Here is a 19205-nt window from a genome sequence, read left to right on the forward strand (position 1 = left end):
TCATTCCTGTGCGCGGGGCGCCGCCGCGTCTGCGTCGTCCCGCGCCGCCTGTTCGCGCGCGATCCAGGCCTCGATCATGTGCCTGGCGCGTTGCGCCTGGCGGCGTTGGCGGTTGGACTCGGCATCGAGCACGCGGTACAGCGATACGATCACCAGCACCATCAGCAAGGCGAACGGCAGCGCCGCGATGGTGATCACGCCCTGCAGCGCATCCAGGCCGCCGGCCAGCAACAGCACCGCGGCGATCAGCGCCACCGCCACGCCCCACACCAGCTTGCGCGCCAGCGGCGGGTCGCCGGCCTCGTCGGTGGACATGCTGGCCAGCACCAGAACCGCCGAATCGGCGGAACTGACGAAGAAGATCATCAGCAGCAACAACGCCACGCTCGACAGCAGCAGCGACCCCGGCAGGCTGTCGAACAGGGTGAACAGCACCGTCTCGTAGCCGTTGTGCAGCGCCTGCAGCATGTCCACGTGGCCGAACAGCTGCGACCACAGCGCGGTGCCGCCGAACACCGAGAACCACAGGAAGCCGAGCAGGGTCGGCGCCAGCACCACGCCGACGACGAATTCGCGCACGCTGCGGCCGCGCGAGACGCGGGCGATGAACGCGCCGACGAACGGCGCCCAGGCGATCCACCAGGCCCAGTAGAAGATGGTCCAGTCGGCCACCCAGCGGTCGCCGGAGAACGGCGACATGCGCAGGCTCATCGTCACCAGTTGATTGAGGTAGGCGCCCAGCGTGGTGGTGAAGGTGTCGAAGATGAAGCCGGTGGGGCCGAGCACCAGCACCGCGGCCAGCAGCAGTGCCGCCAGCGCCAGGTTGATGTTGGACAGCCACTTGATGCCGCGTTCCACACCGGTGCTGGTGGACAGCATGTACAGCACGAAGGCCACGCCGATCACCGTCAACTGCAACGGCACTCCGGCGTGCACCCCGAACACGCGCTGCACGCCGGCGGCGATCTGGATGGTGCCGAAGCCCAGGGTGGTCGCCACGCCGACCGCGGTGGCCACCACCGCGGCGATGTTCACGCACTGCCCGATCCAGCCGCGGTGATGGCGGCCGATGACCGGCTGCAGGATGTCGCTGATCAGCCCGCGGCCGTTGCGGTTGTACTGGAACCAGGCCATCGCCAGGCCGATCAGCGCATACACCGCCCAGGGATGCAGGCCCCAGTGGAAGAAGGCGTAGCGCATCGACGCGCGTGCCGCCTGCATGCTCTCCGGCGCCAGCCCCTCCGGCGGTTTGAGGAAATGCGAGATCGGCTCGGCCGCACCCCAGAACACCAGGCCGATGCCCATGCCGGCGGCGAACAACATCGACAGCCAGCTCCCGCGCGAGAAATCCGGCTCGGCGTCTTCGCCGCCGATGCGCAGGTTGCCGAAGCGACCGAACGCCAGGTACAGCAGGAAGCTCAGGGTCAGGAACACGATCAGCAGGTACAGCCAGCCGGCACTGCGGATCACGTCCGTCAGCGCGGTCTGCACCACGTCATTGAAGGGGCCGGGGGCAACGCCGGCGATCAGGACCAGCAGCGCCACCAAGGCGATGGAAATGCGGAACACCATGGTGGAGCGTCTCCAGTCGTGGAATGGACGGGGCGCCGCCGCTGGCGACACCCACGCAGGGCAGGCGGCGTCGAGACAGCGTGCGGCGCCCGCAGCGGGCACCGGGTGCCGGCGCTGTCGCCTGCCGCATCGCGCTGTCACTGCGAGGCGAGGTCGCGCAACACCGTGCGCTTGGCGCCCAGGACGGGTCGGTCGGGCTGCAAGGCAGGCATCTTCGCGAAGACGACGTCATCGCCGTGTCGTGGCCGTGTCTGTCGATGTACGCCGCGGGCATGATGGTGATCCCGGTTGCGGCGTCCGTCGCTGCGAGGGCGCGGTGGGAGCCGATACCATGGCCGCAGCACCGAGGGAGACGCCGATGGCCTTGTTCTCACGCAGTCCCGATGCCGACGCCGCGCCCGTTGCCGGTTTGCCGGATGCCCCGATCGCCTTGTTGCGGCTGGAGTCCGATGGTCGCGTGAGCGCCGCCAACCGCGCCGCCCTGGACCTGCTGGGGATGCCGGCCGAGACCTTGCTCGGCGCCACCAGCGAGGCGATCTGGGGCCTGCCGCTGACAGCACTGGTGGACGCCGAAGGCTGTTGGCAGGCGCCGGGAGCCGATCCCACGCGCCGCGTGCGCTACCAGCGCGACCGCGACCGCGGTGGCCAGGGCTGGCTGCTGTCGCTGCCGCATCCGGAGACCGCGGCCCTGTTGCGCGACGTCGCCCTGCTCGGTGCCGGCCAGGCGCAGGGCGCGATCAGCCCGGCGCTGCAGGCGGTGGCGCAGCGGATCCAGGAAGGCGTGGCGGCGCAGGCGCTGCTCGATCGGGTCGGCGAGCGGCTGACCGGCTGCGATCTGGATCTGGGGCTGCACACGCCGCTGTCGGCGCAGGAGGCCGAGGCGATGCCGGGGCGGCGCCTGTCGGCCGGTTTCGGCAACCTGGCCGAGGCGATCCGCCAGGCGGTGGCGCTGTCGCTGCAGATCGCCGCCGACGTGCCGCACGTGGTCGCCGAGAACGACGAACTGGCGCGGCAATCGCAGACCCAGCTCGATGCGCTGCAGACAGTGCTCGCCACCACCCGGCAATTGCTGCAGAGCCTGCACGAGATGGACCGCGACCTGCGCGCGGTGATCGCGGTGGCGGCCAGCGCAGACGACAGCGCCCGCCAGGGTGTGGAGGCGGCGCGCATCCTCGGCCAGGCGATGCAGGAGGTGGCGCGGCGTTCGGCACGCGCCAACCAGGTCATCGAGGTGATCGATGCGGTCGCATTCCAGACCAACATCCTCTCGATCAACGCCAGCATCGAAGCGGTGCATGCCGGCCCGGCCGGGCGCGGTTTCGCGGTGGTCGCCACCGAAATCCGGCAACTCGCCGAACGCGCCGCCACCGCGGCACGCGACGTGCGCAGCATCATCGGCGAGACCGGCACCGCCCTGCAGGACAGTGCGGCCTCGGCGCAGCGCACCGAGCAGGTGCTGGGCGGCATCGGCGCGTTGCTCGGCCGCGCCAGTGCGGCGATGGAGGCGGTGGCCGGCCGCATCGCCACGCAGAGCGGAGAGATCGGCGGCATCGACCGTGCCATCGAGCACGTGGTCGGGCTCAGCCGCAGCAATCTGCAGCACGCCGCGCAGGTGGTGCAGCGCAGCGCCGACCTGGCCGCGGGCAGCGACACCCTGCACGACTGCGTGAATCTGTTCCGGCTGCCCGCCGATCCGATGCGGCAGCCACGGCATGCGCGCGTGCGCGATCTGGCCCAGGCCGCTGCGGTCAGCGTCGGCCTGGCCTTGGAGGCAGCGCTGATGCGCGGGCGCATCGGCGAGGAGGCGCTGTTCTCCACCGAGTACGCGCCGATCCCCGGCATCGACCCGCCCAAGTACCGCACCGCATTCGATGCGTTGTGCGACGAGCTGTTGCCGCCGCTGCAGGAGCCGCTGCTGGCCGCGCATCCGTGGATCGTGTTCGCGATCTGCGCGAACGTCGACGGTTACGTGCCGACCCACAATCTGCGCTTCAGCCAGCCGCTCAGTGGCGACCGCGCGCGCGACCTGGTCGGCAACCGCAGCAAGCGCATCTTCGCCGACCGGGTCGGCCGCAATGTCGGCCGCCACACCGAGCCCTATCTGCTGCAGGTGTATCGGCGCGATACCGGGCAGATCCTGTTCGACCTGTCGGTGCCGGTGCATGTCCGCGGGCGCCACTGGGGCGGCTTGCGCGTGGCCTACATGCTGGAATGAGCCGGCGCGCGCGTTGGAAAAAAATGCCGCCGGCAGTGCCGGCGGCGATGAGAGAGAGCTCTGATTCTTGTGCGCGCAGGCTAGGTCGGCCACGTGGCCGCGGTTTGTCGTCGGCGCCGCCGCGTGTGGCGGTGCTGACACATGCGCGCGGCGGCTGTGCCGGCGTTCAGCCGCATCGGTTGGCGGCGAGCGGCGGAAACGGGTCTAATAGCCGCAGAAGCGGGGGTACCGTCGGCGCAGGCCGCGGTTGAGACAGTCCCTTCGAACCTGATCCGGTTGATACCGGCGTAGGGAAGCTTCGCAAGTCCGCTGCGGGCGCGTGCGCGTCCGGGGCGGGCCCGCGCCGCCGCTTCGTCCGAGATGCGAGTCCGCTCGCACCCGTCCCGCTTCCCCTGCGGGTCACTTGAACCAGGACGAACGCCGATGAACGCCGTACCCAATCCGCTGCAGCAGCAGACCGACACCTTGTCCGCGGCGGTGACCCGCCCGATCCCCGGTTCGCGCAAGATCTTCGTGCAGGGCTCGCGCGCCGATCTGCAGGTGCCGATGCGCGAGATCGCGCTGACCCGCACGCCCACCGTGTTCGGCGGCGAGGAAAATGCCCCGATCACCGTCTACGACACGTCCGGGCCGTACACCGACCCGCAGGCGCGGATCGATCTCGGCGCCGGCCTGGCGCCGCTGCGCGCCGCCTGGATCGCCGAGCGCGGCGACAGCGTGGCGCTGGCCGGGCTCAGTTCGCAGTTCGGGCGCGCGCGCGAGGACGATGCGCGCCTGCAGGCGGTGCGCTTCCCGGCGAGGCGTCTGCCGCGACGCGCCCGCGACGGCGCCAACGTCACCCAGATGCACTACGCACGGCGCGGCATCGTCACCCCGGAAATGGAGTTCGTGGCGATTCGGGAGAACCAGCGCCTGCAGGATCTGCGCGATGCGCAACTGCGCGCGCAGCATCCCGGCGAAGCGTTCGGTGCCGCCATCCCGCGGCAGATCACGCCCGAGTTCGTGCGCGACGAGATCGCCCGCGGACGCGCCATCCTGCCGTGCAACATCAACCATCCGGAAAGCGAGCCGATGATCATCGGCCGCAACTTCCTGACCAAGATCAACGCCAACATCGGCAACAGCGCGGTCAGTTCCGGCATCGCCGAGGAAGTGGAGAAACTGGTGTGGGCGATCCGCTGGGGCGGGGACACGGTGATGGACCTGTCCACCGGCAAGCACATCCACGAGACCCGCGAATGGATCGTGCGCAACTCGCCGGTGCCGATCGGCACCGTGCCGATCTACCAGGCGCTGGAGAAGGTGGATGGCCGCGCCGAGGAACTGACCTGGGAAATCTTCCGCGACACCCTGATCGAGCAGGCCGAACAGGGCGTGGACTACTTCACCATCCATGCCGGCGTGCTGCTGCGCTACGTCCCGCTGACCGCCAAGCGCGTCACCGGCATCGTCTCGCGCGGCGGCTCGATCCTGGCCAAGTGGTGCCTGGCGCATCATCGCGAGAACTTCCTCTACACCCACTTCGAGGACATCTGCGAGATCATGAAGGCCTACGACGTGGCCTTTTCGCTGGGCGACGGCTTGCGCCCGGGTTGCATCGCCGACGCCAACGACGCCGCCCAGTTCGGCGAACTGGAAACGCTGGGCGAACTGACCAGGCTCGCCTGGAAGCACGACGTGCAGACCATGATCGAGGGCCCCGGCCACGTGCCGATGCAATTGATCAAGGAGAACATGGACAAGCAACTGCGCGAGTGCGGCGAGGCACCGTTCTACACGCTGGGGCCGCTGACCACCGACATCGCGCCCGGCTACGACCACATCACCTCGGCGATCGGTGCGGCGATGATCGGCTGGTTCGGCACCGCGATGCTGTGCTACGTCACGCCGAAGGAGCATCTGGGCCTGCCCAACCGCGCCGACGTGCGCGACGGCATCATGGCCTACAAGATCGCCGCGCACGCCGCGGACCTTGCCAAGGGCCATCCCGGCGCGCAGGTGCGCGACAACGCCTTGTCCAAGGCGCGCTTCGAGTTCCGCTGGGACGACCAGTTCCATCTCGGCCTGGATCCGGAGAAGGCGCGAGAGTTCCACGACGAGACCCTGCCCAAGGACGCGCACAAGCTGGCGCATTTCTGTTCGATGTGCGGACCGCACTTCTGTTCGATGAAGATCACCCAGGACGTGCGCGACTACGCCGCCGAGCACGGGGTCGACGCGGAAGCGGCGCTGCAGGCCGGCATGGCCGAGAAGTCGGCGCAGTTCCTGGCGGCTGGCGCGCAGGTGTACCGCGCCGAGTGAGCGCACGGCGGTCGGCGCCGCAGGGCGCCGCCGCCACTGCCGACATGGACCTGGCCGTGCGTGGGTGTGCGGCGAGCGCCGCGATCATGACGACGGCGTCATCCACGCGCGCGTCTATGATGCGCGCTGGTCGCCACAGGGAATGTCTCATGCTGCGCTATGCGTTCGCGCTGCGTCGCCATCCGTCCGCGCTGTTGCTCGCGGTGCAACTGCTGGGCGTGCTGCTGTATCCCTGGATGGAGGACACCGCGGCCGGGCGCGCGCTGTTCGGCGCCTTCGGCATCGTGGTGCTGGCGCTGGCGTTGTGGGTGGTCAACCGCGGACCCTCGGCGCTATGGATCGCCTGTTGCCTGGCGCTGCCGTCGGTGGCGCTGTCGATCGCCGCGGCGCTGCTCGGCAACCCGGCGATGACCGCCTGGGCGCAGTTGCTGGAAAGCCTGCTGTACTTCTATACCGCCGGCAGCCTGATCGCCTACATGCTGCAGGACCACGTGGTCACCCGCGACGAGCTCTATGCGGCCGGCGCCACCTTCACGCTGCTGGCCTGGGCCTTCGCGTTCGTCTTCGCGGTGTGCCAGCAATGGCTGCCGGGCAGCTTCACCGCGGCCGTGGACGCGGCCTCGCCGCGGACCTGGATGGAATTGCTGTATCTGAGCTTCAGCGTGCTCTCGGGCGTGGGCCTGAGCGATGTCGTGCCGGTGCAGCCGTTCGCCCGCGCGCTGGTGATGATCGAACAGTTCGCCGGCGTGATGTACATCGCCCTGGTGGTATCGCGACTGATTGGGCTCAGCGTCACACGCCACATGAAGACGTGAACGTCGCGTAAAAAAAGCGCGCCCAGGGGCGCGCAGTCATGGAGCGATTATGTGAATTTCGTCGGCGGAGAGAGAGCCTGAATGCGTCGTCGCGGCTAGCGGCGGCGATGACTAGAGTAGAATCCAGTGACATGCAGTGCTTGGCGGCATCCGCTGCCTCGCTTTGCCGAGTTTGCTCGTTGGCTCTCGCTGCGAGCCGCACGTGGCTGCGTCGCCGCCGCATCTGCGACACTTCCGTCACGGCGTTTTCCTCGTTGTCCAACACCATGTCTTCTTCATCGTCCGCCACATCGACGCTTCCGCAACGGATGCAGGTCGGCGATTGTCTGGTGCTGCTGTCCTTGCGGGAAGTGCATGCGCCGCGCGCGCGCCGGCCGCAACGGCTCACGCCCAAGGCGATGGGTGTGCTGCGGGTGTTGCTGGCGCAACCGGGCCAGGTGGTGGAGCGCGAGGCGCTGTTGGCGCAGGTCTGGCCGGACACGCAACCGACCAACGATGTGGTGACGCAGGCCATCACCCAGTTGCGCAAGGCGTTCGCGGCCGGCGTTCGCGGCGAGGCGCCGGTGTACATCGAGACCCTGGCCAAGACCGGCTACCGCCTGGTGGCACCGATACAGGCCTTGCCGGATGTCGAGGCCGAGGCGGGTGCGGCGGCGGCTCCATCGCTGGACACGGACGCCGCCGCGGAGACGGCTGCGGCGCGTGTTCCGGCCATCGCCCTCGCGGCGCGGCGGCGCGCGCCGTCATGGCTCGCCGCCGCCGCCGGTGCGGCGTCGATGCTGGTGCTGGCGCTGGCCTGCTGGTGGTGGTTCGCGCGCCCCGAAGCCGTGCCCGCCGACAGTGCCGAGCAGGAACGCGTGCTGGGCAGCCCCAAGCGGCCGTACCGGCTGATCACCGCCATGTCCGGGTTCAAGCTGGAGCCGGCGCTGTCTCCGGATGGCGCGCAGGTGGCCTATGCCGCACGCGCCACCGGCAGCGACGGCACCCAGTTGCTCATCCAGCCGACCAGCGGCGCCGCCGGCAGTACGCCCCCGCGCTCGCTGGGCGTCCCGGCCCGCGGCGCCTCCGACCGCCTGCCCGCCTGGTCGCCCGACGGCACGCACATCGCCTTCGCCCGACTCGGTGCCGACCGCCAGTGCCGGGTGATGCTGGTGCAGGCCGACGGGCGCACGCCCGCGCGCGAGGTCGCGCGTTGCGACGACAGCGAATTGCTCAGCTTCGACTGGACGCCGGATGGCCGTGGCCTGGTGTTCGGCAGCATGAACGGGCGTCAGCCGGCGCGCGGCATCCGCGTGCTGGATCTGGGCAGCGGGCGCTGGACGGCGCTGGATTATCCGGTCGCCGCCGGCGATTTCGATTACGCGCCGCGTTACTCGCCGGACGGCAAATGGATCGCCTTCGTGCGTAATCCGCAGATGGGCGGGCTGTGGCGGATGCCGGCGGCCGGCGGCACCGCCGAGCCGTTGACCCACGAATTCGCCGAGATCCGCGGCTGGGACTGGGCGCGCGACGGGCAGGGCATCGTGTTCGGGCGCCGCGTCGATGGCGAGACCCGGCTGTACCGGCTGGACACGCAGACCCGGCGCCTGCGCGACCTGGGATTGAGCGATGCGCAGGCGCCGCGGCTGGCGCGCGACGGCGGCAGCCTGGCGTTCGTGCACCGGCGTCCGCAGTTCGCCGTGTACCGCATCCGGTCGGGAGCGGCGGATGTGTCGCGCGAGCGCCAGCGGCTGTTCGCGTCCACCGGCCGCGACGGCCAGCCGAGCATCGCGCCCGACGGGCGCCAACTCGCCTTCACCTCCGATCGCGACGGCAGCTACGCGCTGTGGTGGGGCGATGTGCGCCAGCCGACCTCGTTGCGGCTGATCGAGGGCGTGCGGCCGGAGACCCGGCAGCCCCTGGCGTGGTCGGCCGACAGCCAGGCGCTGCTGGTCAGCGGTCGCGATGCGCAGGGGCATTCGGCGATCTATGAGGTCCGGCCGCAATCCGGCAGTGTGGCGGCCTTGCCGGTGCCGGCCGGCGAGCCGCTGCAGGCGTTGTACACCGCCGAACCTGGTCAACTGCTGATCCTGCTGGGCGAGAACGGCCGCACCCGCCTGCAGTTGTACGACCGGCGCGCGGTGCCCTGGCGGCCCTTGGCGACCTTGCCGGATGTTTCCCAGGTCCGCGCTGATCCCGCCACTGGGGAGATCCTGTTCACCCGGCTCGCGCGCAGCGGCCTGTGGCGCGTCGATGCCAGCCTGGACTTGGCCAGCGTGCGTGTCGTGGACGACAGTCTGCCATCGCTGTGGCGCTACCGCAGCTGGGCGCTGGGCCCCGAGGGTGCGGTGCATTACCTGTTCCAGACCGGCGAATGCGCCAGCCGCATGGCGCGGATCGACGGTGGCCTCGCTGCAAGCGTGTGCCTGGACCGCGACCACTTCAGTGCGGTCAACGGCTTCAGCATCGATCCGCGCAGTGGCGACGCCTATGTGGCACTGGCGGTCGAGGATGGCAGCGAGATCGGCTTCATGCGCGTGCACGAGCAGCCGGAATGGTTCTCGACCATCTCGCACAACTGGCTGATCCGGAAGGAAAAATAGGCTTCGTAAGTTGTTCGTAAGGGCGTCGTGGCGATTTCGGACAACTATCGCCAGGACGTCCTGACCTGCCGCCACATTCGGCAAAGACTGCGCACCGGTTTACGTCAAGCAGGTGCTCGGATGCGGCAATCTTTCCTGGTCGATCATGGACAACAACTGGTGCTGGACGCCGACGACGCGCCGGCGGGTCCGGCCTGCCTGGGCGCGGCGCGCCTGGCCAGCGTGCAGGCCTCGGCGAATGCCTTCACGGTCTGGCTGCAGTTGCGTGGCAGCGCCTGGATCGAGGCCAAGGAGGGGCGTTTCGCCCTGCGCCGCGGCCAGTGGCTGGCCTTCGAACGCGACTCGCGGCCGATGCTGCAGACCGACCGCGACGGGCTGTGCATCGGTCTGAGCCTGGATGGCGAGGCGCTGAAGGCCTTGGGCCGGATGGCCGACGAGACCTTGTATGCGGGGCGCGGCGAGTTGTCGCTGCGCGAGACGCGGACCGCCTTGCGCCTGTGGCGGCAGGCGGCGGCGCGGCCCGGCGATGCGTTGGCGATGCGGCCGGTGCTGCTGCATCTGGCCTCCATGCAGGGCGAGTTGTCGCGCCGCGTGCAGCGCTGTCCCGGGCGCTCGCGGATGCGCAAGCGCCAGGTGTTCGGGCGCATGCAGCGTGCGCGGCTGTATCTGGACGGCCATCGCGACCGCGTGGTGCGGATCAGCGAACTGGCCGAGCTGACCAACTTCTCCGGCTGGTACCTGTCCAAGACGTTCCAGAGCCTGTACGAGGAAAGCCCGCAGGCGTTGTCGGCGCGGCTGCGCCTGGAGCGCGCGGCGGACCTGTTGCGCGACACCACGATGATGATCGGCGAGGTGGCCGCCGCCAGCGGATTCGACAACTGCTGCAGCTTCGCGCGGGCGTTCCGCGCTCGCTTCGGCGTCTCCGCCTCGCAATATCGCCATGGCAGCACCGTGCCGCCAGAATCGGCAAAGTCTGCAGGCGACAGCGGCAAAGCAGCCGCGCTCACCGGAACGTAACGTGCCGAGGGCGTCTTAACACGCCCCTAACGTTACCCTGGAGAGATTGATGAACCTTCGCACTCCCGCAGTGCGGCTGGGCTTGCTGCCCGCCAGCATCGCGATCGCGTTGACGCCGGCGATTGCCGGCGCGCAAGAAGCCGCCGCCTCGTCCACCACCACGCTGGACCGGATCGAAATCACCGGTTCGCGCATCCGCAGCGCCGACGTCGAAACCCAGCAGCCGATCCTGACCCTGGACCGCCAGGCGCTGGAGCGCCAGGGCTACACCTCGGTCGCCGACGTGCTGCAGAACCTGACCTCGGCCGGCTCGCCGGCGATCTCGCGCGCCGACGCGCTTGCGTCCGGCGAAAACGTCGGCGGTTACTACGTCGACCTGCGCAACCTCGGTGCCGAGCGTACCCTGGTGCTGTTGAACGGCAAGCGCCTAGGCGCGACCACCTCCGGCCTGCAGGACCTGAGCCAGGTGCCGATGGCGGCGATCGAGCGCATCGAAGTGCTGAAGGACGGCGCCTCGTCGATCTACGGCTCCGACGCCATTGCCGGCGTGGTCAACGTCATCACCCGCAAGCGCTTCGACGGCGCCGAAGTCTCGGCCGAGTTCGGCCAGTTCGGCGAAGGCGACGGCAAGACCTCGCAGTACTCCTTCACCATCGGCACCCAGGGCGAGCGCGGTGGCGTGGCGCTGACCGCCGAGTATTCCAAGCAGGATCCGGTGTTCGCCAAGAACCGTTGGTTCAGCCGCGACGGCAGCCGTGGCCCGAACTCGACGCCGAGCGGCTGGAGTCCGATCAGCCAGAACGGCAGCTGGTGCAACCCGCTGACCGTGGATTGCTCGGATCCGGAAGTCGCTGTGTGGCAGACGCTGAACCAGGGCGGCAACCCGAACAATCCGGCCGACTACCACCCGCTGACGGCGGCCGAGCGCGCCAACTCCAACCAGCAGATGATGGTGCAGACCGGCATCGAGCGTAAGTCGGTGTTCGCCAACGCCAACTACGACCTGACCGACTCCATCGTCTTCAACGCCGACGTGCTCTACAACGAGCGCACCACCGATCAGCAGATCGCCGGCTATCCGTACCAGTCCGCCGCGTTCGGCACCCCGCTGGCCGGCGACAGCGCGTTCAACCCGATCGGCCAGGACATCGACTTCCGCCGCCGCCTCTGGGAAGTGCCGCGTACCACCGAGAGCAAGCTGAAGACCACGCGCTTCGCGCCGACCATCAGCGGCTCCTTCGAGTTCGCCGACAAGAGCTGGGACTGGGACGTCGGTGCGCTGTGGAACCGCAACGAGAGCACCAAGACCGGTCACGGCGACATGAGCCTGATCGCGGCGCGCCAGGCGCTGGGTTCGTCCTTCATCAACGCCAATGGCGTCGCCCAGTGCGGTACCGCCGCCGCGCCGGTGTCGCTGAGCGCCTGCCGCCCGTGGAACCCGCTGCTGCCGTACGGCGTGGCTGGCCCGGGTTCGCTGGCCGATGCGGACACCCAGGCGTTCCTGTTCCCGTACTTCACCGATACCGGCCTGACCAAGACCACCAGCTACACCGCCAACCTGAGCGGTACCCTGGCGACGTTGCCGGCAGGCGACCTCGGCATCGCGGTCGGCTACGAGCACCGCAAGGAAGAAGGCCGCTTCTCGCCGGACGCCTTCGCGCAGTCGGGTGAGAGCACCGGCCTGGGCGCCAAGACCACCTCCGGCAACTACGATCTGGACGAGTTCTACCTCGAGTTGAACGTGCCGATCCTGGCCGACATGGCGTTCGCCAAGCAGCTGACCCTGAACCTGGCCAGTCGCTACTCCGACTACAGCAACTTCGGCGACACGGTGAACTCCAAGTTCGGCTTCACCTGGAAGCCGATCGACGAGTTGCTGGTCCGTGGCACCTACGCCGAGGGCTTCCGCGCCCCGACGATCAGCGATCTGTACGGCGGCCTGAACAGCAGCTTCGAGTCGTACATCGATCCGTGCGGCGTGGGTGCGCCGAACAGCGTCAACGGCAATGCGGCGTGCAGCGCGGCCGGCGTGCCGGTCGGCTACACCCAGCTGGGCCAGGGCTACGTGCCGTGTTCGACCCTTCCTTGCCAGACCCCGGACGAGTTCATCAGCGGCTCCAACCCGAACCTGCGTCCGGAGACCTCCACCAGCAAGACCGCCGGTCTGGTGTGGAGCCCGCGCTGGGTGCAGGGCCTGGACATCTCGCTGGATTGGTACCGCTACGAGATCAAGGACATGATCATCGCCGATAGCGTCGACCGCATCCTGCGCGACTGCTACGTGCTGGGCAATGCCGAGCGCTGCGCCGGCGTGACCCGCGCCGCCGACGGCCACATCTCGGCGATGACCTACGGTGTGGCCAACCTCGGCCAGATGGAGACCGAAGGCTACGATCTGGGCATCCGTTACCGTCTGCCGGAAATGGCGTTCGGCAAGATCATGATCGACTGGCAGACCAGCTACGTCAGCAAGTACGACGAAGCCGGCCAGAACGCCGCGGGCGACAACATCACCATCGGCAGTGTCGGTACTCCGGGCATCTTCCGCGTGCGTTCCAACCTGGGCGTGAACTGGACGATGGGCGACTTCGGTGTGAACTACACCCTGCGCTACTACTCCGGCATGAAGGAAAAGTGCATCTCGCGCGCCGCTGACTACTGCGATGCGCCGGACCACTTTGCCAATGGCGAAGCCGATCCGCTGCGTCACACCGGTTCCAACACCTTCCACGACCTGCAGGTCAACTGGAAGGCGCCGTGGGACGCGACGATCGCCATCGGTGCGAACAACGTGTTCGACCACCGCGGCCCGCTGATGTACTCGGCGCCGAACAGCAGCTTCGCCTACTACGGCGGCTTCGACATCGGTCGCTACGTGTACATGAAGTACACCCAGCGCTTCTGATTTGATTGAACTAGCGCATGGCGGGCCAAGGCCCGCCATGCTTTTTTCTTAAAAAAGGATTTTATCGTGATTAGACATTTTCTGATTGGCGTGGTTGCTGTTGGTGCTGGAACGTTCTACGGTCCTTCGGCCGAAGCTGCTGCGATTCGATGTGAAAGCTGTCAGGATGATGGGGATTTTCGCGCAGAAGCCGTAAATCGCGGCACGGGTACGCACATTGTGTACAGCGTGAGTGGAAACAAGATCCAGCAGTGGTACGTGGGATCTGGTGGCGGCGGTGGTGGAGTTCCGCTCCGCACGACAACTGCGGCGAATCCGGTCGTTCGTAAACAGACGCCGCCGCCGGGTGCTTCCGAGGAAGTGAGACGTGCTCACGAACTTTATGTTAGCGGTGGTGGAACAATACGCCCTACTTACAATGTTCCGGTCAGCATGCTTGGACTTAACCCCGATGCTGCTAGCAAGACCGCATACGAATTCGTTCGGGACGCTAATTTGAGGGCGATGATCGAATCGGCGACCGGTAATGTAAATGTTATATCTTCAGTCGTTGGCGCCAATGTCCTTACGGCAATGACCGATTTGTTGCAGTTGGCATCCAACTACACCGGGCTGCGTGATCAGGCGCGGATAATGTACAAGGTGGTTTTCAAGGATGGGTCTTATGTGACAATCATTGTCAATCTTGAAAATCAGAATGGAAATACGGAGTCCGGTAGTGCGCGTACCGGCGCTGGGCAGCTTATTCCCAGTGATATCCAGGAGGTTCAGGGGGATTGGACGGATTATGGTGGTGAAAATTTGAACCGCATGGCCGAGCACATGCAAAGTTTAGGCGCCACAATCAAAGTCGTCGGCTCCCAAGGTGGCTCGGTTCGCGCCATCAGTTGCAGCGGATCCGGCGTGCAGCAAGTTTGCCTCGTTCAGTATAGGACGCAGTAAGTCTTGTCCCCTGTTAAAAAAGACGGGCCTTGTGGCCCGTTTTTTTTGCGTTTATTTTCCGCGGAGATCAAATTTTTCGTGCATAGGATGATGATTCCTACGCCGAGGTCAGCCCCATCAGGTTCTCGGCATGCTCGCGCCAGCTCGGCAGCTTGTTGAGCATGCCGGTCTTGGAGAGGTACTCCTCGTCGACCTCCGAGCCGCTGGCCAGCGCCATCGCCACGTGCACCGCGCCGGTGACCCAGAAGCTGCGGGTACTGGAACGCTGCGGCTGGCGATGGAAGGCCACCGCCTCGATGATCGGCATCGGCAGGCCCCACAGGCCCAGCAGGTAGGCACCGGCTTCGGCGTGGCCCGGCCGGGTGTCGTTGGCATCGGTGGGCGGCTCGCGCTCGTCGCGCACGCCCGGCAGCAGCAGGCCGATGTCGGCCAGCAGCGCCGCGGTCGAACCCAGTTCCACGCTGGAGGCCGGCAGCATCTTCGCGGCCAGCTTGGACGCCAGCAGCGAGCGCTGCTGCAGCGCGTTGCGCTCGGCGTTGGACAGCGCCTGCACCGAGAACACTTCGCTGGCCAGGACCAGGTCGCGCAGGGTGGCGGTGCCGAGCCGGGTCACGGCGGTGCGCAGGTCGGAAATGGTGCGGCCGTTGGAGAAGAACGCCGAATTGCACAGCTGCAGCACCTTGGCCGCGATCGCCGGGTCGGCCGAGACCAGCTTGGCCAGGTCGGCGGCGTTGCTGCCCTCGTCCTGCTCCAGCGCATGCATCAGGCTCAGGTACAGATGCGGCGGCGAAGGCAGCTTCTCGATGCGGCCGATGCTGGAACGCAGGCGCGGGTTGCCCAGCAGTTCCTGCAGTTCCTCCAGGCTGGTGACCGCCTCCAGCAGCATTTCCGGGGACAGCGGCAGCGGCAGGAACCGGTGGGCCACGCCGATGATCCGCGCCGGCGGCGCGCGATTGCTCTGTTCGGCCTCGATCAGCGCGATGCGGATGGTTTCCGGGCTCAGCGTGCGGATCTGGCCGAGCAGGGTGGCGGTGGTCAGGTCCGGCAGCGTCGGCGCGGCGATCACCGCATCCAGGCGCACCGTGGCCGCCGCGGCGATCGCGGCATTGCCGTCGGCAACGCTCTGGACCTGCCAGTCGTCGCCAAGATCGCGAATGTATTCAGTGACTTCGGACGGAAGGCTGGCTTCGTCGCCGACGAACAGGATGCGCAAGAGACTGTCCCCCAAGAAGAGCCGGATCGCGGACGGACCGGGCTCGGTGATGCCATGGCGCAATGTACCGCAAACCCCGAAGGGCGGCGCCCCGGCAACGGCAAAACGTGAAACGGATCAGCCACGGCGGGGCGGCGGCGCCCCGCCGTGGCGGCGGCTCAGGCGCCGGCTTCGAAGCGGGTCACGGACTCGCGCAGGATGCGCTTGGCTTCCTCGGCGTTGCCCCAGCCGTCGAGCTTGACCCACTTGCCCTTCTCCAGGTCCTTGTAGTGCTCGAAGAAGTGGCCGATGCGCTCCATCCAGTGGCCGGATACCTGGGTGATGTCCTCGATGTGCGCATAGCCCTGGAACACCTTGGCCACCGGCACCGCCAGGATCTTCTCGTCGCTGCCGGCCTCGTCGCTCATCTTCAGCACGCCGACCGGGCGGCAGCGCACCACGCAGCCGGGCACCAGCGGCAGCGGCAGCACCACCAGCACGTCGGCCGGATCGCCGTCGCCGCACAGGGTGTTGGGCACGTAGCCGTAGTTGCACGGGTAGCGCATGGGGGTGGAGAGGATGCGGTCGACGAAGATGGCGCCGCTGGCCTTGTCCACTTCGTACTTGACCGGCTCGGAATCCTTCGGGATTTCGATGACGACGTTGATTTCTTCCGGCAGGTTCTTGCCGGAGGTGACCAGTTCCAGACCCATGCGCTAGCTCCAGTGGAGTGGCTTCTAAAGAGGCAGGCATTCTAGTCGGTTGGCTGTTGCAATGCAGCGCACGGCGGTTCGGAGGATTCCTACAGCGGTTTCGGACTCCATACCGGCCCGCATGGGGCGCATTCCGATGGTGCCGGAATCGGGCGGCGGCGACCCTGTGGCCACTGTCCCCACCCGAGGAGCAAGACGATGAACGGAATCCGGCAATCGATGCTGCCGCTGCTGGCGGTGCTGGTCCTGGCCTGCGGCGGTGCGCAGGCGCAGCAGGCGCAACCGGCCTACGTGGATGCGATGGACTATCCCGCCCCGGGCGAGGGCTGGGAGGCGTTCGCCGACCTAGAGCGACGGTTGGCGCACGACTTCGACCAGCTCTGCGGCGACACCTTCTGCGAAGGCGACTACAGCGACTACCGGCCGCTGCGCTATCGCTGCTCGGTGCGCCAGCGCGACGGGGTGATCGGGGAGTGCATCTGGAGCTTCGGCGCCAGCGAGGCCAGTATCGATGCGGACACCGGCCGGGTCGTGGTCGATGCGCGGCTGTGGCATTGCCGGACCCCGCTGCAGCCGCAGACCCGGCTGCACGCGCTGTATGCGGCGCTGTCGGGTGAGCGGCCGCTGTTCGCGCCGCTGCCGCGCAGCGAGCACAGCATCAACGACGGCCTGATCGATTGCCTGTAGCGGCAGAGGACGCGCAGCAGGCGCCGGCATGTCGCCGACGCCTGCTGCGCGTGTGGCTACAGCAGCGGCACCAGCAGCAACGCCACGATGTTGATGATCTTGATCAGCGGATTGATCGCCGGGCCGGCGGTGTCCTTGTACGGGTCGCCGACGGTGTCGCCGGTCACCGCGGCCTTGTGCGCCTCGCTGCCCTTGCCGCCGAAATGGCCGTCCTCGATGTACTTCTTGGCGTTGTCCCAGGCGCCGCCGCCGGTGGTCATGGAGATGGCCACGAACAGCCCGGTGACGATGGTGCCGATCAGCAGGCCGCCGAGCGCGCGCGGGCCCAGCAACAGGCCGACCACGATCGGCACCGCCACCGGCAGCAGCGAGGGCACGATCATTTCGCGGATCGCCGAGCGGGTCAGCATGTCCACCGCGCGGTCGTACTGCGGCTTGCCGGTGCCCTGCATGATGCCGGCGATCTCGCGGAACTGCCGCCGCACTTCCTCCACCACCGCACCGGCGGCGCGGCCGACCGCTTCCATCGCCATCGCGCCGAACAGGTAGGGAATCAGGCCGCCGATCAGCAGGCCGATGATCACCGTGTGGTCGGACAGGTCGAAGGCGAAGGTTTCGGTGGGGTGCGCGGCGCGCAGGTTGTGGGTGTAGTCGGCGAACAGCACCAGCGCCGCCAGCGCCGCCGAGCCGATCGCATAACCCTTGGTCACGGCCTTGGTGGTGTTGCCGACCGCATCCAGCGGATCGGTGACCGCACGCACCTCCGGCGGCAGTTCCGCCATTTCGGCGATGCCGCCGGCGTTGTCGGTGATCGGGCCGTACGCGTCCAGCGCCACGATCATGCCGGCCATCGACAGCATCGCGGTGGCGGCGATGGCGATGCCGTACAGGCCGGACAACGCGAACGCGCCCCAGATCGCGGCGCACACCGCGATCACCGGCAGCGCGGTGGACTTCATCGAGATGCCGAGTCCGGCGATGATGTTGGTGCCATGGCCGGTGGTCGAGGCCTGCGCCACGTGCTGCACCGGCTTGTACTGGGTGCCGGTGTAGTACTCGGTGATCCACACGATCAGCCCGGTCAGCGCCAGGCCGATCAGCGCGCAGCCGTAGAGCTTGCCGGCACCGGCGGCGGTGTCGCCCATCAGTTGCTGGGTCACCGGCCAGAACGCCAGCGCCGCCAGCACCGCCGAGACCACCACGCCCTTGTACAGCGCGCCCATGATCGAGCCGCCCGGGCGCACGCGCACGAAGAAGGTGCCGACGATCGAGGCGACGATCGACACCCCGCCCAGCACCAGCGGATACAGCACCGCGTTGCGCCCCGCCTCGGCGGCCATCAGCCCGCCCAGCAGCATCGTCGCGATCACCGTGACCGCGTAGGTCTCGAACAGGTCGGCGGCCATGCCGGCGCAGTCGCCGACGTTGTCGCCGACGTTGTCGGCGATCACCGCCGGGTTGCGCGGATCGTCCTCGGGGATGCCGGCCTCGACCTTGCCGACCAGGTCCGCGCCGACGTCGGCGCCCTTGGTGAAGATGCCACCGCCCAGGCGCGCGAAGATCGAGATCAGCGAACTGCCGAAGGCCAGGCCGACCAGCGCATGCAGGCTGTCGCCCACGCTGTGTCCCAGCCATTGCAGCAGGCCGTAGTAGCCGGCCACGCCGATCAGGCCCAGCCCGACCACCAGCATGCCGGTGATCGCGCCGCCGCGGAACGCGACCGCCATCGCCGGCGCCAGCCCGCGCCGCGCCGCTTCGGCGGTACGCACGTTGGCGCGTACCGACAGGTTCATGCCGATGTAGCCGGCGACCCCGGACAGCACCGCGCCGATCGCGAAGCCGCCGGCGGTGTACCAGCTCAGGAACACCCCGACCAGCACCAGCAGGACCGCGCCGGCGATGGCGATGGTCAGGTACTGGCGGTTGAGGTAGGCGCGGGCGCCTTCCTGGATCGCATCGGCGATCTGCCGCATGCGTTCGTTGCCGGCGGGCTGCGCCAGGATCCAGCGCGTGGAGACGATGCCGTAGAGCACCGCCAGAGCCGCGCACGCCAGTGCCACGGTGACCGCATATCGTTCCAGCATGACCCCTCCCAAGGATGTGGATGGCGCCCAAGCGCTGGACATACCGGGGGATCACACCGTAGGAGCTGAAGCATGCAACGACTCCGCGGCCACAACGCGCGCCGCTGGTGCGTATCGCAATGTCATCTGGCCTGAACGTGGGCGAGTATGCGCCTGCCTCCGTGATGCCGCCAGCGACCA

12 protein-coding genes and 1 riboswitch are annotated in these 19205 nt (G+C 68.0%); of the genes, 8 read left to right on the forward strand and 4 right to left on the reverse strand.

The features are described 5' to 3' along the window. Positions 1-1572 (reverse strand): BCCT family transporter, encoded by a 1572-nt coding sequence (locus ACHWVH_RS16635; RefSeq protein ID WP_017914891.1) that lies wholly within the window; start codon positions 1570-1572, stop codon positions 1-3. A gap of 358 nt (positions 1573-1930) precedes the next feature. On the opposite strand from ACHWVH_RS16635, the gene ACHWVH_RS16640 reads away from it, so the two are divergent. From ACHWVH_RS16640 to ACHWVH_RS16670, 7 genes are all read left to right on the forward strand, one after another. Beyond that, positions 1931-3787, forward strand: coding sequence for a methyl-accepting chemotaxis protein (locus ACHWVH_RS16640; protein ID WP_295928276.1), 1857 nt, complete (start codon positions 1931-1933; stop codon positions 3785-3787). 211 nt (positions 3788-3998) lie between these two features. Next, a riboswitch (TPP riboswitch) is annotated at positions 3999-4099 on the forward strand. 111 nt (positions 4100-4210) lie between these two features. Beyond that, on the forward strand, positions 4211-6088 hold the full coding sequence (gene thiC, locus ACHWVH_RS16645; RefSeq protein WP_152180989.1) for a phosphomethylpyrimidine synthase ThiC: 1878 nt from the start codon (positions 4211-4213) through the stop codon (positions 6086-6088). Positions 6089-6237: 149 nt separating this feature from the next. Beyond that, positions 6238-6903 (forward strand): ion channel, encoded by a 666-nt coding sequence (locus ACHWVH_RS16650; RefSeq protein ID WP_017910513.1) that lies wholly within the window; start codon positions 6238-6240, stop codon positions 6901-6903. A gap of 266 nt (positions 6904-7169) precedes the next feature. After that, complete coding sequence (locus ACHWVH_RS16655; RefSeq protein ID WP_394687578.1) at positions 7170-9485, forward strand: winged helix-turn-helix domain-containing protein; 2316 nt, start codon at positions 7170-7172, stop codon at positions 9483-9485. A 120-nt stretch (positions 9486-9605) separates the two neighbouring features. After that, positions 9606-10502 (forward strand): helix-turn-helix transcriptional regulator, encoded by an 897-nt coding sequence (locus tag ACHWVH_RS16660; RefSeq protein ID WP_026144680.1) that lies wholly within the window; start codon positions 9606-9608, stop codon positions 10500-10502. A 49-nt stretch (positions 10503-10551) separates the two neighbouring features. After that, the gene (locus ACHWVH_RS16665) at positions 10552-13407 is read left to right on the forward strand and encodes a TonB-dependent receptor (protein ID WP_295945469.1); all 2856 of its coding nucleotides are present in this window, start codon (positions 10552-10554) and stop codon (positions 13405-13407) included. A gap of 66 nt (positions 13408-13473) precedes the next feature. Beyond that, positions 13474-14349 (forward strand): hypothetical protein, encoded by an 876-nt coding sequence (locus ACHWVH_RS16670; RefSeq protein ID WP_394687579.1) that lies wholly within the window; start codon positions 13474-13476, stop codon positions 14347-14349. A 97-nt stretch (positions 14350-14446) separates the two neighbouring features. On the opposite strand, the gene ACHWVH_RS16675 is transcribed toward ACHWVH_RS16670, so the two are convergent. Together ACHWVH_RS16675 and ppa are read right to left on the reverse strand one after the other, a co-directional pair. Continuing rightward, positions 14447-15562, reverse strand: coding sequence for an HDOD domain-containing protein (locus ACHWVH_RS16675; protein WP_017910507.1), 1116 nt, complete (start codon positions 15560-15562; stop codon positions 14447-14449). Positions 15563-15720: 158 nt separating this feature from the next. Continuing rightward, positions 15721-16254: an inorganic diphosphatase gene (gene ppa, locus ACHWVH_RS16680; protein ID WP_017917485.1), complete on the reverse strand. Its 534-nt coding sequence runs from the start codon at positions 16252-16254 to the stop codon at positions 15721-15723. A 198-nt stretch (positions 16255-16452) separates the two neighbouring features. Between ppa and ACHWVH_RS16685 the strand changes: the two genes are divergently transcribed. Beyond that, positions 16453-16941, forward strand: a complete 489-nt coding sequence (locus ACHWVH_RS16685; protein WP_295928270.1) for a hypothetical protein — start codon at positions 16453-16455, stop codon at positions 16939-16941. A 56-nt stretch (positions 16942-16997) separates the two neighbouring features. Here ACHWVH_RS16685 and ACHWVH_RS16690 read toward each other — a convergent pair whose 3' ends face one another. After that, entirely contained in the window at positions 16998-19025 is a 2028-nt protein-coding gene (locus ACHWVH_RS16690; RefSeq protein ID WP_017910504.1) for a sodium-translocating pyrophosphatase, read from the reverse strand. Between the last annotated feature and the right edge of the window lie 180 nt (positions 19026-19205).

The sequence above is a fragment of the uncultured Xanthomonas sp. genome, from assembly GCF_964278005.1.
Classification (GTDB): Bacteria; Pseudomonadota; Gammaproteobacteria; order Xanthomonadales; family Xanthomonadaceae; genus Xanthomonas_A; species Xanthomonas_A sontii.

Coding starts and splice junctions, on each gene's coding strand:
- ACHWVH_RS16655 (WP_394687578.1), top strand. CDS start 7,170: ATGTCTTCTTCATCGTCCGCCACATCGACGCTTCCGCAACGGATGCAG.
- ACHWVH_RS16635 (WP_017914891.1), bottom strand. CDS start 1,572: ATGGTGTTCCGCATTTCCATCGCCTTGGTGGCGCTGCTGGTCCTGATC.
- ACHWVH_RS16660 (WP_026144680.1), top strand. CDS start 9,606: ATGCGGCAATCTTTCCTGGTCGATCATGGACAACAACTGGTGCTGGAC.
- ACHWVH_RS16650 (WP_017910513.1), top strand. CDS start 6,238: ATGCTGCGCTATGCGTTCGCGCTGCGTCGCCATCCGTCCGCGCTGTTG.
- ACHWVH_RS16665 (WP_295945469.1), top strand. CDS start 10,552: ATGAACCTTCGCACTCCCGCAGTGCGGCTGGGCTTGCTGCCCGCCAGC.
- thiC (WP_152180989.1), top strand. CDS start 4,211: ATGAACGCCGTACCCAATCCGCTGCAGCAGCAGACCGACACCTTGTCC.
- ACHWVH_RS16690 (WP_017910504.1), bottom strand. CDS start 19,025: ATGCTGGAACGATATGCGGTCACCGTGGCACTGGCGTGCGCGGCTCTG.
- ppa (WP_017917485.1), bottom strand. CDS start 16,254: ATGGGTCTGGAACTGGTCACCTCCGGCAAGAACCTGCCGGAAGAAATC.
- ACHWVH_RS16685 (WP_295928270.1), top strand. CDS start 16,453: ATGAACGGAATCCGGCAATCGATGCTGCCGCTGCTGGCGGTGCTGGTC.
- ACHWVH_RS16640 (WP_295928276.1), top strand. CDS start 1,931: ATGGCCTTGTTCTCACGCAGTCCCGATGCCGACGCCGCGCCCGTTGCC.